This window comes from Sphingobium sp. CFD-1 (assembly GCF_024611115.1).
GTDB lineage: Bacteria > Pseudomonadota > Alphaproteobacteria > Sphingomonadales > Sphingomonadaceae > Sphingobium > Sphingobium baderi_A.
The window spans coordinates 746,605-761,235 of the sequence record NZ_CP084398.1 but is presented as its reverse complement, the minus strand read 5'-3'; the positions used below and the strand labels follow the sequence as shown (position 1 = coordinate 761,235).

The 14,631-nt window shown below is 60.6% G+C and carries 8 protein-coding genes; 5 read left to right on the top strand and 3 right to left on the bottom strand.

Features of this window, described 5'->3' with window-relative positions; genetic code table 11:
* Positions 1-18: 18 nt before the first annotated feature.
* The 5 genes from hrpB (at position 19) to LDB26_RS03750 (ending at position 6,613) form a co-directional block, all read left to right on the top strand.
* Complete coding sequence (gene hrpB, locus LDB26_RS03770) at positions 19-2,469, top strand: ATP-dependent helicase HrpB (protein ID WP_257540417.1); 2,451 nt, start codon at positions 19-21, stop codon at positions 2,467-2,469.
* 83 nt (positions 2,470-2,552) lie between these two features.
* Positions 2,553-2,831, top strand: coding sequence for an ETC complex I subunit (locus tag LDB26_RS03765; RefSeq protein WP_062064219.1), 279 nt, complete (start codon positions 2,553-2,555; stop codon positions 2,829-2,831).
* Positions 2,832-2,931: 100 nt separating this feature from the next.
* Positions 2,932-3,174 (top strand): acyl carrier protein, encoded by a 243-nt coding sequence (locus LDB26_RS03760; RefSeq protein WP_062064217.1) that lies wholly within the window; start codon positions 2,932-2,934, stop codon positions 3,172-3,174.
* A 92-nt stretch (positions 3,175-3,266) separates the two neighbouring features.
* Positions 3,267-4,499 carry an aminotransferase class I/II-fold pyridoxal phosphate-dependent enzyme gene (locus tag LDB26_RS03755; RefSeq protein WP_062064216.1) on the top strand — a complete coding sequence of 411 codons (1,233 nt, stop codon included), beginning with the start codon at positions 3,267-3,269 and terminating at the stop codon, positions 4,497-4,499.
* A gap of 140 nt (positions 4,500-4,639) precedes the next feature.
* Positions 4,640-6,613, top strand: coding sequence for an ATP-binding protein (locus LDB26_RS03750; RefSeq protein WP_373886161.1), 1,974 nt, complete (start codon positions 4,640-4,642; stop codon positions 6,611-6,613).
* Here the strand turns inward: LDB26_RS03750 and LDB26_RS03745 are convergent.
* The 3 genes from LDB26_RS03745 to LDB26_RS03735 all read right to left on the bottom strand — a co-directional run bounded on the left by LDB26_RS03745 (position 6,570) and on the right by LDB26_RS03735 (position 14,527).
* A complete protein-coding gene (locus LDB26_RS03745; protein ID WP_257540413.1) occupies positions 6,570-7,493 on the bottom strand; it encodes a hypothetical protein in 924 nt (307 codons plus the stop codon). The genes LDB26_RS03750 and LDB26_RS03745 overlap by 44 nt on opposite strands.
* 533 nt (positions 7,494-8,026) lie before the next feature.
* Entirely contained in the window at positions 8,027-9,553 is a 1,527-nt protein-coding gene (locus tag LDB26_RS03740) for a class I SAM-dependent methyltransferase (RefSeq protein WP_257540411.1), read from the bottom strand.
* A gap of 108 nt (positions 9,554-9,661) precedes the next feature.
* Positions 9,662-14,527 carry an autotransporter outer membrane beta-barrel domain-containing protein gene (locus tag LDB26_RS03735; protein WP_257540409.1) on the bottom strand — a complete coding sequence of 1,622 codons (4,866 nt, stop codon included), beginning with the start codon at positions 14,525-14,527 and terminating at the stop codon, positions 9,662-9,664.
* Positions 14,528-14,631: the final 104 nt, after the last annotated feature.

The following is a 14,631-nucleotide window of genomic DNA, read 5'->3' as shown; positions in this document are numbered from 1 at the left end:
TGGCGCGACAGGGCGAGAATGACCGATCTGCCCATCCATGATGTGCTACCCGACTTGCTCGCTGCCCTGCGCGCGGGGAGTAATGCCGTGCTGGTCGCACCGCCCGGCGCAGGCAAGACGACGGCGGTGGCTCCCGCCCTGCTTGATGAGCCATGGTGTGACGGGCAAATCCTGCTGCTCTCCCCCCGCAGGCTGGCAGCGCGGGCTGCAGCGGAGCGGATCGCCGAACTGATGGGCGAGCAGCCGGGCGGAACGGTTGGCTATGCCACGCGAATGGATAGCCGCCAGTCTGCCCGGACGCGCATCCTCGTGCTGACCGAAGGCATTTTCGTGCGCCGGATTCAGGACGACCCCGAACTGTCCGGCGTGTCCGCAGTGCTGTTCGACGAAGTACATGAGCGCAGCCTGGACAGCGATTTCGGACTGGCGCTGGCGCTGGACGCGCAAGGCGCGCTGCGGCCGGACCTGCGAATCATGCCGATGTCGGCGACCCTGGACGGCGCGCGCTTTGCCGCGCTTCTGGATGGTGCGCCGGTGATCGAGAGCGAAGGGCGCATTCAACCGCTCGAATTACGGCATATCGGACGATCGACGGAAAAGCGGATCGAGGACGAAATGGCAGCGGCCATCCGCCGGGCGCTGACGGAGGAGGCGGAGGGCGATGTGCTTGCCTTTCTTCCCGGCGTCGCGGAAATCGAACGAACGGCGGAACGGCTGGAAGGCGCGAGCGCGGAAATCCACAAATTGCACGGCTCGCTGGAACCGGCGGCCCAGCGCGCCGCGATACGCCCTTCGCGAGAAGGTCGAAGGAAGGTCATTCTCGCAACGTCCATCGCGGAAACGAGCCTCACCATCGACGGCGTTCGGATCGTGGTGGATTCGGGATTGGCGCGGCGGCCACGCTATGACCGGGCGGCAGGCGTCACGCGGCTCGTGACGGAGCGCGCCAGCCAGGCGGCGGCGATCCAGCGCGCCGGACGTGCGGCGCGCCAGCGGCCGGGCGTCGCCTATCGGCTGTGGGAAACGGCGGCGACGGCGGGGATGCCGCCCTTCGATCCGCCGGAGATACTGGAAAGCGATCTGTCGAGCCTGCTACTGGAGAGTGCCCTTTGGGGCGTGAGCGATCCAGCAGGGCTGCGCTGGCTGGATTCCCCGCCTGTTGCCGCCATCGCGGAAGCGCGCAAGCGGCTGACGGCGCTGGATGCGCTGGACGCAGATGGGCGAATTACGGCGCACGGCAAGGCGCTTGCCCGACTGCCGGTCGAACCGCGTATCGGACATATGCTGGTGCGCGCGGGTGATAGGGGCTTGGCCGATGTTGCCGCTGACGTCGCGGTGCTGCTGGGTGAGCGAGGCGTTGGCGGTCAGGATATCGACCTGTCGCATCGGCGCACGCGCTGGCAGCGCGAGAACGGCAAGCGCGCGGATGCCGCGCGAACGATGGCGAAACGGTGGGCACGGCTTGTTGCAGCCCAGGCCCGTCCCGCAAATGGCAAGGGGGAGCATGCAGTCGGCCTCTGCCTTGCGCTCGCCTTTCCCGACCGGGTGGCGAAGCGGCGCTCCGCCGATGGCGCGGATTGGGCGAGCGTGGGCGGACGCGGCTTCCGGCTCGATCCCTTGTCGCCACTCACGCGTGAGGATTGGCTGGCAGTTGGCGCGGTTCAGGGTGGCGCGGCGGGCGCGCGTATCCTCTCCGCCGCGCCCCTGAGCGAAGCGGATGTGCTGGCCTTGTTCGGCGACAGGATCGCGGAACATAGGACCGTGCGCTTTCGGTCGGATACGGGCGGGGTCGAAGCCCTGCGCGAGCGGCGGCTGGGCGCGGTGCGGATTTCTTCCGGCTTTGACGATCTGCCCGAGCCGGATGCAGTGGCCGCGGCGCTGCTGGAGGGAGTTCGACAAGGCGGGCTGGATCTGCTGCCATGGTCGGAAGCAGCGCGATCATTAAGGATACGGGCGGATTTCGCGGGTGTCGAACTCCTGTCGGACGAAACGCTCATCGCAACGCTGGACGAATGGCTACCGCCATTGCTCACGGGCAGGCGGCGCTTGTCCGATATCGACAGATCGCAACTTTCGGGCGTGCTGGAAGGGTTGATCGGCTGGGATGGAAAGCAGCAGGTCGACCGGCTCGCACCGCCCGAATTTCGCTCGCCCGCCGGGAGCAGCCATGAAATCGATTATGCGGCCGAGGGTGGACCGCGCGTGGAACTACGCGCGCAGGCTCTGTTCGGCCTGACCGAGCATCCTGTGGTGGGAAGTCAGCATATTCCGCTTGTCCTCTCCCTCACCTCCCCTGCGGGCCGTCCGATCCAGACGACGCGCGACCTGCCCGGCTTCTGGGCTGGAAGCTGGAATGCGGTGGCCAAGGAAATGCGCGGGCGCTATCCTAGGCATCCCTGGCCCGAAGATCCGGCTGGCGCGGCGGCGACGTTGCGGACGAAACGCTCCGATGCCCGTGCCAAGCCTTGACGCCAAGTCTTGACGCCAAGTCTTGACGAACGCCTGTCCGCTGGTGCAACGCGGCTGCACGATTTCACGGAGTCTTTCACGCGATGAGCGCGCGCATTTACCAGATCCAGAAGAACGCCCTGCAATCCGGCAAGGCGCTGACCCATAAATGGGTGCTGGAATATGCTCCCGCCGAAGCGAAGAAGCCCGATCCGCTGACCGGCTGGGCCGGATCGGGCGACATGAAGCAGCAACTCAAGCTGACTTTTCCTTCCGAGGAGGCAGCGCGCGCCTATGCCGAGCGGGAAGGCATTGCGTATACGGTCATCCAGACCGCACCAAAATCGCTGAAAATTCAGGCTTACGCCGATAATTTCCGCTGATCTTATGGTCTGATGGAGTTTTTCGGGCCAGATGCTGCCCGATTGACGCCTTATTCCCTTGCCAGAAGCGAGCTTTGCTTCCCCATGGATTGAAGAGATAATGACGGATCGCCAGCAGATTTTCGACAGCGTTACCGCGCAAATCGTTCCTTTCAACAAAAAGGGCGTGGAGCTGAGCGAAGCCACCACCTTCGCGGGCGACCTGGAATGGGACAGCCTGACGGTGATGGACTTCGTCGCCGCGATCGAGGATGAATTCGACATCATCATCACCATGAACATGCAGGCGGAAATCGAAACCATCGGCCAGTTGGTGGATGCCGTGGCGAAACTGAAGGGCTGACCTTCCGCCCCATTCGTGCCGGGGCGTTCGTTCAGGCGCGCGCGTGACAGGTCCTGCCCCGCCAGGACGCACGGATATTGGGATAAATCAAGATGACCGAAGCCACCGCCACGCAAAATTCGCGCGACCTGTTTTCCAAATTCGACCCCCTAATCGCCGAGCGTGAGGCGCTGTTGGCGACGGGCGTGCGCGACCCCTTCGCCATCGTCATGGACCAGGTTCTGTCCCCCACCCGCGCGATCATCAAGGGCAAGGAAACTATCCTGCTCGGCACCTATAACTATATGGGCATGACTTTCGATCCGGACGTGGTGGCTGCGGGCAAGAAAGCGCTCGACGAGTTCGGCGCGGGCACCACGGGCAGCCGCGTTCTGAACGGCACCTACCAGGGGCATAAGGAAGTCGAGGATGCGCTGAAGGAATTTTACGGCACCTCTTCCGCCATGGTCTTTTCGACCGGCTATCAGGCCAATCTGGGCATGATTTCGACGCTGGCGGGCAAGGGCGACTATGTGGTGCTGGACGCGGACAGCCATGCGTCCATCTATGATGGTTGTTTCCTGGGCGACGCGGAGGTCGTCCGCTTCCGCCACAATAGCGTCGAGGATCTGGACAAGCGCCTTGGCCGCCTGCCCACCGATGCGCTGAAGCTCGTCGTGCTGGAGGGTGTCTATTCGATGCTGGGCGACATTGCGCCCCTGCCCGACATGGTGGCCGCCGTCCGCAAACATCCCAATTGCATGATCCTTGTCGACGAAGCCCATGGCATGGGCTTTTTCGGTCCCAATGGCCGCGGCGTCTATGAAGAGCAGGGTGTCGAGAAGGACGTGGACTTCGTCGTCGGCACCTTCTCCAAATCGGTCGGCACGGTGGGTGGCTTCTGCGTCTCCAACCACCCCAAGTTCGAGGTAATGCGGCTGGTCTGCCGCCCCTATGTATTCACCGCCTCGCTGCCGCCCAGCGTTGTCGCCACCGCCGCGACCAGCATCCGCAAGTTGATGCACGCAAGCGAAAAGCGGGCGCATCTGTGGAAAAACAGCCGGCGACTGCACAAGGGCCTCACCGACCTCGGTTTCACGCTGGGGACGAAGGAACCGCAATCGGCGATCATTGCCGTCATCCTGACCGATCAGACTCAAGCCGTCGCCATATGGCAGGCGCTGCTGGAACTGGGCCTTTACGTCAACATGGCCCGCCCCCCGGCGACCCCGGCGGGCACATTCCTGCTGCGCTGTTCGCTTTGCGCGGAGCATAGCGATGAACAGGTCGAACAGATCATCGGCATGTTCGAAGTGGCCGGACGGACCGTCGGCGCTATCGGCTGATCGATTCAAATCCGCAAATTCACGGCCAGACGAGCTTTACGCGCGACAAAATCGCAGTTTTGCCTGCAACTTTTAATCGTTGCTGTTTCGCGCACAACATCGTTTGGTTAGTGTAACAGCCCATGGCCCAAGGCGATTTCATGGAAGAGGAAAGCACTGGCTGGCGGTCGCTCCTTCGGCGCGCCTTTGCTCCCGTGCTGGCCATTCTCCTTGTGGGAGCCTTGGGCGCCATGCTTTACGGCGCCAGCAGCGCATCGCGCGATCATGCCCGGGCGCTGGAAGAACAGCAGAAAAGCTACGAGGTCATCACCCTGGTCCGCACGTTTCAGGCGACGACGGCTCGCGCCGAAGTGACGTTGGCGCGCTATGTCATCAGCATGGACCCCGACACGGGCCGCTTATTCCAGGATCAATGGCGGACAGCCGCCAGCCAGATCAAGTCGCTGGCCTACGCCACCCGGGATTCCGGCTGGCAGCGCGACAATGTCCAGCAATTGCAACAAGCCTTCATCGCCCGCGGCAAGACGCTGAGCCAGATCGGCCTACGCACCACATATGACCAGAAAATGGGAGCGCTGGCCCAATTCCACCAAGCGGGCAAATCGGAGGATCTGCGGCGGATCACCACCTTGCTGGACAGCGTGATACAAGCAGAGAATAAGCGCCTGGCGGAGCGCAGCCTCGCCGTGAGCCTTGCCGGCGACCGCAGTGCCTGGGTCAGCCGCACCTATCGGCTATTGGGATTGGCGCTGTTGGTGAGCGTGCTCTGCGCGGTGTGGTTGGCCAATGCCGCTTATACCGAGCGACGCAACGCACGGCGACTGGCCGAAGTGGAAACCGACAGGGCCGACCGGCTGGAGGCGGCAGTCGCCACGCGGACTATCGAATTGTCCGAAGCCTATGAGCAATTGAAGAAGGAAACCGCTGAGCGCGCCGCCGTCGAGGAGAATCTGCGCCAGATGCAGAAGATGGATGCGATCGGCCAGTTGACCGGCGGGATCGCTCATGATTTCAACAACATGTTGGCGGTGGTGGTCGGCGGGCTGGAACTGGCCAAGCGCAAGTTGAGGCTGAAACCGGAGGAAGCCTCCCGCCATTTGGCCAATGCCATGGAAGGCGCCCACCGCGCCGCCGCGCTGACGCGTCGTCTGCTGGCCTTTGCCCGGTCAGAGCCGCTATTACCGAGCGCACTGGACCCGGACACGCTTTTGGCCGACATGGAAGAATTGATCGACCGCACAATAGGCGATCAGATCATCGTGACTTTCCATCATCACGCCCAGGGCTGGCGCATCTTCGTCGATCAGCAGCAGATGGAAAACGCGATTCTGAACCTGTGCGTCAACGCGCGCGATGCCATGGACGGACGCGGCAAGCTCACGATCGAAACGGGCCAGAGCCAGCTTTCCGAGCATGAGGTGGGGGAATGTCCGGCGGGGGAATATGTCACATTGACGGTGACGGACGACGGTTGTGGCATGTCTCCGGACATATTGGCCCGTGTGTTCGAACCATTCTTCACGACCAAGCCCGTCGGCAAAGGTACGGGCCTGGGCCTCAGCCAGATTTTCGGCTTCGTGCGGCAAAGCGAGGGTGAGATCCGCATAGAATCGAAAGAGGGCGAGGGAACCAGCGTGCACATCCACCTGCCCCGCCGCATTATCGCCGGGACGGATGCGCCCGACATCGTGCAGGACATGGAACACGAACCCACTTTGCATCCGCCGACGCGCATCCTGGTGGTGGAAGATGATTCGCGTGTCCTCAATCAGACGATGGCAGCCCTTTCGGAACTGGGCCACTTGCCGCTCGCCTGCGATCATCCTGACAAGGCCGTGAAACTGCTGGCGGCGAATCGCGACATTGGCCTCATTCTGACGGATGTACTGATGCCGGGCATGACCGGTCCCGAACTGGTGCGATCCCTGCCCAGCGCCTATACGCATCTGCCGGTGCTGTTCGTTACCGGATATGCTGGCGATACTGCGGAAAGCACCGATTTCGCGGGATATGAGGTGCTACGCAAACCCTACACGCTCGCCGCCCTGTCAGTGTCACTATCCAACGCCCTCAACGGATCGCGCCACCCCGGAACAGCCGCGGCAGCAGAGTGAGCGCACCGATCAACGGCCGGCGGCGCTGCCATGGCTTGATCTCAATGCTTGTGCCCGCGTGGCGATTTATCTTCCAGGCGAGATAGTCGATCCCGCCCGCATAGGTGAAGCTGGCCTTGGCAAGGCGGACAACCGACAGCCATTTCCCTCGCCGCTGCAATTGCCGCCAGCGCCGCGCCGCCTGATCGGGCGATAGAGCATGCGGCACTTCGCCTTTCGCCCCGACACCCCGTAACCGCGCGATTTCTCCGAGAGCGGCGGCACCAAAGCGTTCATAACGGTCCGGGTCGCCATCCACGATGGAGAAGGAACGACCTTTTCGCTCCGCCCGCAGTTCGGCATTATAGGTGAGCGTAAAACCGGTTTTCCATAGCTCCAAAACGCTATGTGCAGTCGATGAAGGCATCATCGGCATGGTCAATTCCAGCAGCGTCGGCGCGGCCGAGGCTATGGCGGCGATAGCGCCTTGCCGGGCAGGATCGTCCGCGGCCCAGAGCAACCGTGACGGCTGGGCAAAGCGCGCCCAGACCGACACATTATCCGCTTCAACACCGCAAAGACGTGCGAAATCGGCCTCCGACAGGACCGCATATTTGGCGATCAAGCCCCCATGTTCGAAAGGGAATACATTGGGCGGAATCAGGCGATTGGCGGTGGCCAGCCATTTTTTGCCATAAGCAGCGCGATAGTCAGACACGATCAGATAGAAGTCGAGCATCAGCCCGTCGAGATTCTCTTCCCGCAGGCATGAACCATAAAAGAGCACCGCACGCGCCGCATCGGGATAGCGCGCCGCAAGAGCCCCCGCCATAGCGGCCGCACGAGAATCGACGGACATGGCAAGTTCTTGAGCAACAAGGGAGCGCAGACGGTCAGGCATCGTTGCCCTCCTTAACGTCTGACGAATGGCATGGACAGACATTGACGGATATTTTCAGATGCGATCCATCGCGCCGCAGCCAATGGAAGAGTAGCGCAAAGGCCCCCGCATTGCCAATAAGAAGGATCTACAATTCAACGCTCATTGCCGCCGCTGCATATCTTGAAAGATACGCGGCGGCGGCAATAATTCAGACCAATGCTCGTTTAAGGCACGATAGCCGGGTTTATGCTTCCTGATCTTCAGACCAGATGCGAAATGCCCAAGCTATACATATAGCCGCTGCGATGAAGGCGCCCATCAATAGGCCACCAAGGAAGAAAAGCAGGTCGGTCATGCTGATGCACCGCCTACAGAAATCGGCTGTTCGTCGTTCCTTCACCAGCAGCATCGCCTACCATTCTGGCCAACCCCCTGCAGTATGGATCATCTTTCTTGGTATTAATAGAAACATCCAATATGAATAGACTAATCTCCATTTTCACCCCCCACAATATAGCAATAATCGAAAATATATTAGACCATTACTTGCATTATACGGCTCCCACAGCCTTCAAAACTGGCAGTCTTTCTTCAGAGAAATTCACGAACATCTTTCTGAGTTGAGCCTCCATCTCCTCTGGACCAGCAATTTCCTTGCCATCGACGACCAATCTCTGTTCCTGGGCGGTCAGGGTGGTCTGGACGAATGCCGGTGCATCGTCGTGAACCTGATGGATGGCATGGAGGAACAACTGCTCGATCCGGTTCACAGGCAAAGCGGAGCCAATGGTCGGGGCGGCCAGATGCTGAATATCGCCCGAATATTGTGCGCGCTTGCAGATATGTGCATTCAGCCGACGTGAGGCACCGGGGCTGGCGCTTTGGCTCCCCGGAATTTGCACTGGAGCGACAAAACCCTGCGCCATAAGGATGAGCAGGGCTTCCCAAATTTGCGCGCGCGAAAGCTTTTTACATGCTGGCGACGCCTCCAACTCCGCCACGCTTATCGGTTCAAGACGCCTGCTGGCCAGCGCTTCGGTCAATGGGCCATAGATATCCGACCGCAATGACGCTTCACCAGCCCCTGCCACAATCTTGGAAGGTGGAGTTGCAGGATCACCAAGGAGCATGAAATATTGCTGCCCGGCAAGTTCCAGTAATTCATAGTGCGACATGACGCGAACGCCGCGGGCAAAAATGTCGCGGCGAAACTGTTGATTGACGAAATAATCGCGCGTGGTTTCACGTAATTTGACATCATCGATCCGTGCGAGGATAGGGCGCGCTTTTTCCGGCGTGCTAATCGAAGGGATATTATCCAATATATTGGCGGAAGCAGCGAAACCGAGCTTCGCGCTTTCCAAAATTTCCGCGACCGCGGAAAACGGCATGGGGTCCCAAAACGTGTTGAAATATTCGTGCGCTATATAATTGCGATCCTGTCTCTTGATCGCTTCCAGCCGATGAGCAAGCGCAGGATTGGCCGAAAAATAGGACGCGCCATCCTCAATGACTTTTTCGACAAACTCGATGGACTGATCGACCCTCGACAACAGATCGCCCTTGGCGGCCGTTTTGGCATATTGTGCCATCAAATGACGCAGCGGGACGACCGACGACCAGCCCGGTGTGACATTATAGCTAATGTAGAGGATTCCACCGGGCTTCAATTTGCGATGCAGGATGTTGAGAATTGACTGACGGCCGTCCGCCGAAATCCACGACCATATGCCGTGCAGCGAAATAATGTCGAATTGCGGCAGATCTTCCACTGCCATCAATTCTTCAAAGGCGTGATCGAATATTCTGACCGGCTGCCCACTGGCCTCCGCCAATTCCCGGGCATGCGCGGCCTGGGCGGGATTGAAGTCGGTTCCGAAAAACTGCCCTTCCGACGTCGCGGCGTTGATATTCAGGGACACGCCCTGTCCAAAACCCAATTCCAGATAGTTGGGATGTTCGCCCACCGAATGCTGAATCCCGCGCGAAAGAAGCGCCAGTTTCAGCCGCTGCGGCGAAAGTTCGGGGTAATAGCCGTAGAGATAATCCACTTCAGAAACATAGCCCGCGTTCCACATGAGCATTCTTCCGCCGAATTGATTGAAAGTATGCGATCCGTCTTTCGTCAAAGACGAAGGGCGCGCCGTGTGACCGACGCGCCCTCCCCCTCCGCGACCCTAGGGGTTTTAGAAGCCGAAGCTGATACCGGCGCGGACCTGACCCGAGGAGGTATGGCCACCAAAGCCCAGACCCCCCGACAGGAACAGTCCGACGCGCTTGTTGACCGTGGCGTCGATGCCCAGTTCAATCAGACCGGAACCGTTGGGGTCCACACCGCGCAGCTGGAAGTCATCCCCACCGCCCAGATACTGGACCGTGCGACGGTTACCGACATTCCCCTGGAAGGTGTATTGCAGCTTACCATAGGGGCGGTAGGCAACCTTCTCCGGATCACCCAGCAGAGCGCCCGCCTTCACACCCAGGACAGGGTTGAAGACAGTCTTGGATGCGCCCTTGACGTTCAGGCCGATGCCCGCACCGCCTTCTTCCGTGAAACCGTTCATCGACCAGTGGCGAGCCGCCAGCTTACCGAATGGAGTGACGACCAGATTGCCACCGGCCTGCATGTCATAGCCCAGTTCCAGAGCGGCATCCCACTGCTTGCCCTTGAAATCGCCTTCGATGGTGCGAGCGAGGATCGTCAGATCACGCTCCACCTCGAACTTGGAAAAGCCATAGGCAAAGCTGAGGTTGCCGTAGAAGGGACCGAAGCCCTGCGTCGCATAAGCACCGATGGTGTAGGTCCGGACCTGAGCGCTTTCAGGCGTGCCGCGAGCGTTCACATCATGCTGGCCGTAGCCGAAGCCGATGCCGATCGCGCCATTTTCCTGATAGGCTACGTCGATACCGAAGGCGCCACCGTAGCTGTTCGTCTTGATCTTCGACGCACCGGACTTGGTGCCGCCCGTCTTGACGAAGCTAGCCGACGGATCGAACCAGAGCTGGGTACCAAGCGCCTCACCATAACCGCGACGCTGGGTCAGGCGGTTGAGCGAGCTGTTGAACACAGAGTTCTGATCCACCGAAGCAAGCGAGCCGTAGATCTCAGCCGAGGAAAGCTCGTTGAAGACCTGGGCCGCCTGTGCGGCGTTCAGGCGCCAGTCCAGAGCGGAAGCGATGTTGGCGATGTCCTGAGCGTTGGCGATGTCCTTCACCGAGGTGAAGTTGTCGGTCTTGATCGCGGCGATCACGTCAGTCAGCGCGCTGTCCAGACCCACCGCAGCCGAAGCGGCGTTGGGATTGGTCGCACCCGTCGCATAGCTCAGGCGGTTGGCGGCGATCTTCACCGTCTTGGCCGTTGCGTCATGCGTCAGACCGAACTTCACGAAGTTCGAGCTGATTGCCGAGTCCACCGTGGCCGTCACAGCGCCTGCACCCGTGTAGGTGAAGAGCGTGTAGCCGTCGCCGTTCGAATAGAGGCTATCCTTCGAAACGTTGACCGCCACCTTGCCGGCCAGGTTCAGGTCGCCATCGACCGTCACCGAAGAAGCCGTGGAGGCGATGCCGGTGCTCGCGGCGGTGAAGTAGTTGATCGAGACGCCGCCCGTGATCGGACCCAGGATTTCCGGAGCGGACCCCGACTGGTTGACGTAGGCGTTCGCACGGATCAGCGAGGGATTGATACCCACAACCGTCGTGCCGGTGGCGCTCTGGTTATAGTTGCCCTGCTGATGGATGGTGACGCCGTCGATGACTTCCCGCGTCGGATTGACCACGTTGCCGCCAATCGGCTGGCTGGAAGCCACCGTCACGCGGCGACCGAGCACAAGGGTGGCATCGTTGTTGATGTTGCCCTTGATGCCGAACACGTCGGTGTCGCTGTTCAGGCCAAGCTGAACTTCACCCGCCTTGATGTTGAAGTTGCCGACGTCCATCGTCCAATTGGCCGGAACGCCACCCGCCGCAGGCACATAATCGGCACCAGTGATGACAAAGGTGCCCGCGCCGGTCTTGTTCAGTTCGTTGACGCCGAGAACGCGAACCGAATCCGTCCATCCCAGCGACTTCGCAGCTTCCGGCAGCACCGGAACGGAAGCACCTGAGCCCGTCGCGTCACGGCCCAGGAAGCCGCTGCCGTTCAGGTTGACGGTGGTGTCGGTCAGGAACGTGCCGTCATCAGCGCGCTGTGCGTCAATGTCGCCCAGCGTGATCGACCCATTATTCAGGTTGATCGTCGCCTTGATATCGGCAGTCTTGACCGCCTTTTCACCGCCGACGCTGAGGTCGAACTTGGTCGGATCAACATCGTCAGGCGTCATCGTCACGCCGCGGCCAGACACCAGACCGGCCAGTTCGCTATACACGTCGTATTGCGTCGTGGTCGCGCCACCGACCGAGAAGCCGCCGGACACGCCATCCTGGTTCACAATATATTCCTGCGAAGCCACAACCGGATCGACCGTGACGGTCGTGGTGGTCAACGTCGCATCCACCTTGGCGGAGCCGCTATACTGCGAGTCACCGAGATAGGTGGTTCCATTGAGGATACCGCTGTTGGTCACGGTGCCCGTCGAGCCTGCGATTTCCGCACCGCCAAGGATCAGGCCGGTGTTGGTCAGGCTGGCGTCGCCGCCAACCGGCGTGACCGTCACTTCCGCGACCACGTTACGCAGGGTGGCGGTGCTGGCATCGGTGTCGGTCAGGGTCGAGTTCCCCTCGACGCCCAGCGAGTAGACGCCGACGCCGTTCAGGATTTGACCGCTGTTGGTGACCGAAGCAGATTCCAGACCGGAAGCATAAGCCGATCCGCCAACCTTGCCGTCGTTGGAAACGACAGCCTTGCCGCCCAATGCCGTGTAGGTTTCGCTCCGCTCAAAGCTGTCGGCAGCGACATCCTGCACTTCCTTGGTCTGCTCACGATATCCCTGGCTGGTCGCGCCAACGCTGCCGGCGATCTCATTGCCAGCCTTGATGGTGACGGTGGCGCCGCCAAGACCATTGGCATTCACATCACCGCCGACGCTCGGCACGCCCTTGCCCTGCAAGGCCGCCGCCGTATCGACGAGGATGGTGGCTTCACCGCCGAAGCTGGAACGATCGCTTTCTGTCGTGACCTTGAGCGTGGAGAAATCAGGAGCGCCGCTCTTGAGGGCCAGTTCAACGGTTTGCGTTTGGGAGCCCAGAGACGGGCCATTGCCGGTGCTGGCATAAACGCTGCCGCCGACCGTGCCAGTGATGGTTGCCGTGGCGTCGCCATGCGCCGCCTCGACCCATGCTGTGCCACCGATCCGGCCGGCATTTTGCAGCGTGGCATCACCGTCGACCTTGGACGCTGCCCAAGTCTGGGTATCGACAACCTTTATGGTGCCGTCACCCGCCTTATCAACCGTGACGTTAGAAACCTTCGAATTGCTGTAATCATAATAATATGTGGTGTCGACGAACACATTGTTGTCGGCCTTCGCCTTCGCCCCGATCACCGCCAAAGCGGAATTGGCGCCATCAACCTCGATATCGCCAACCACATGACCAGCGCCCTGCACGGTGACAGTCGCATCGCCGCCGGTCCAGGTTTCCTTATTATCCCAGTCCGTGGTGACAACGTTGGTCGATTCCAGAACGCCAGCCTTGTAGGTTCCGGTTGTAACCTTGCTGCTCGCATATGTATTGTCATATGCGCTGCTGCCGGAATCAATGCCGCCGGTCACCGTGCCGCCATCGACGGTCACGACACTCGCCTTCGTGCCATAAGAATCAACGTCGCCGCTGACCAGGCTGCCAGCGCCGATGACATCGACCTTGCTGGTTCCCGCCGTCGAAACATATTGATTACTGGTGGCCGTGGTGTCCACCCTCGTGCCGTCGCCGACAGGCGCCACGCCGACCTTGGTCGTTACTACATTCGTGTAATCGCTGGAGCCAGCCTCGGACTCAAGGTAGCCGTAAACCTTGCCGGTCACGGTCGCCGTGCTGTCCTTGTCGGCTGACTGATAGATATCGCCACCGCCGGGAACGCCAAAGTTCAACTGGCCGTTGATGCCCGCATAGGTGCCTTCGACCGAACCGCCCGTGGCGCTGGTCACCGTCGTTGTCGTGTCGCCAGCGATAACCGGCGCCGCCGTGTCGCTGTCGGAGCTGGTCAACTGGGTCGTGCCGACGACGACGCCTTCGTTGACGAACTTCACATCGCCGGTATCCGAATCCGCCTCGACAAGACCGCCGATCTGACCAGCCTTGCTGTTGGTGATCGAAATCGCGCCATTTTCAGTTTCAGCCGAAACATAGCCGCCGATCTTGCCATCATTCGTGATCGTGATGGCGCCTTCATTCGACTCAGCGTCGACATAGGTGCCGATCTCACCCTTGTTGGCAACCGTTACCGCACCCTTACCGCCAGCCCATGCCTCAACATAATCGCCGACAGTGCCGTTGTTGGTGATTTCAACGGTGCCATCACCCGTGGAATGGCCATGGACGCCATCGCCCACCTTACCGTCATTGGTGATCGAAACCGCGCCGTCGCCATGCACAGTGATGTAATCATCAACTGTCGCCTTAGCCGCATTTGCGATGGTGACATCACCGAGTGAACCGGAGACATATACATCGCCAGCGCTCCCTTCATTGGTGATCGAAACCGCACCGCCGAAGTTATACGCATTGATGTCGCCATCAACTTCGCCTTTATTGACAACCGTGAAGGTGTTTCCGGCCTTTACGACGCCCACGCCGGTGAAATCCAGGCCGCCAATCTTGCCGTTATTGTTGACGAGGATGGCGCCATCGCCTTCACCAGCGGCGTAAGCCGTGGCATCAAAACCAATAGAACCGCCGGTCACTTCTCCAGCCGTTCCAATCGTCACGGTCAGATCGGGATTGGCGGGCGTGGTGATCGCCGTATCGATCTTCGTATTGACGACTCCACTCGCCTCCGATGCGGTCACGTCGACCGTAGCGGGAGCCGCCCAGGCTACGCCAGCATTGACAAGCAGTGCCGCCGGTATGGAAGCCGACACGAGCAGCCTCCGGTTGAACTTGGAACTATTTCTCATTCACTTTCCCCTAACTCGGTCTTACGAACCCACGACGGCGGCTCGCGCAGAAATGCGGCAGGCATGCTTCAAGCAGCGCTGCTCCCTCACAAATGAAGCCGCGA

Coding starts and splice junctions, on each gene's coding strand:
- hrpB (WP_257540417.1), top strand. CDS start 19: ATGACCGATCTGCCCATCCATGATGTGCTACCCGACTTGCTCGCTGCC.
- LDB26_RS03765 (WP_062064219.1), top strand. CDS start 2,553: ATGAGCGCGCGCATTTACCAGATCCAGAAGAACGCCCTGCAATCCGGC.
- LDB26_RS03760 (WP_062064217.1), top strand. CDS start 2,932: ATGACGGATCGCCAGCAGATTTTCGACAGCGTTACCGCGCAAATCGTT.
- LDB26_RS03755 (WP_062064216.1), top strand. CDS start 3,267: ATGACCGAAGCCACCGCCACGCAAAATTCGCGCGACCTGTTTTCCAAA.
- LDB26_RS03750 (WP_373886161.1), top strand. CDS start 4,640: ATGGAAGAGGAAAGCACTGGCTGGCGGTCGCTCCTTCGGCGCGCCTTT.
- LDB26_RS03745 (WP_257540413.1), bottom strand. CDS start 7,493: ATGCCTGACCGTCTGCGCTCCCTTGTTGCTCAAGAACTTGCCATGTCC.
- LDB26_RS03740 (WP_257540411.1), bottom strand. CDS start 9,553: ATGTGGAACGCGGGCTATGTTTCTGAAGTGGATTATCTCTACGGCTAT.
- LDB26_RS03735 (WP_257540409.1), bottom strand. CDS start 14,527: ATGAGAAATAGTTCCAAGTTCAACCGGAGGCTGCTCGTGTCGGCTTCC.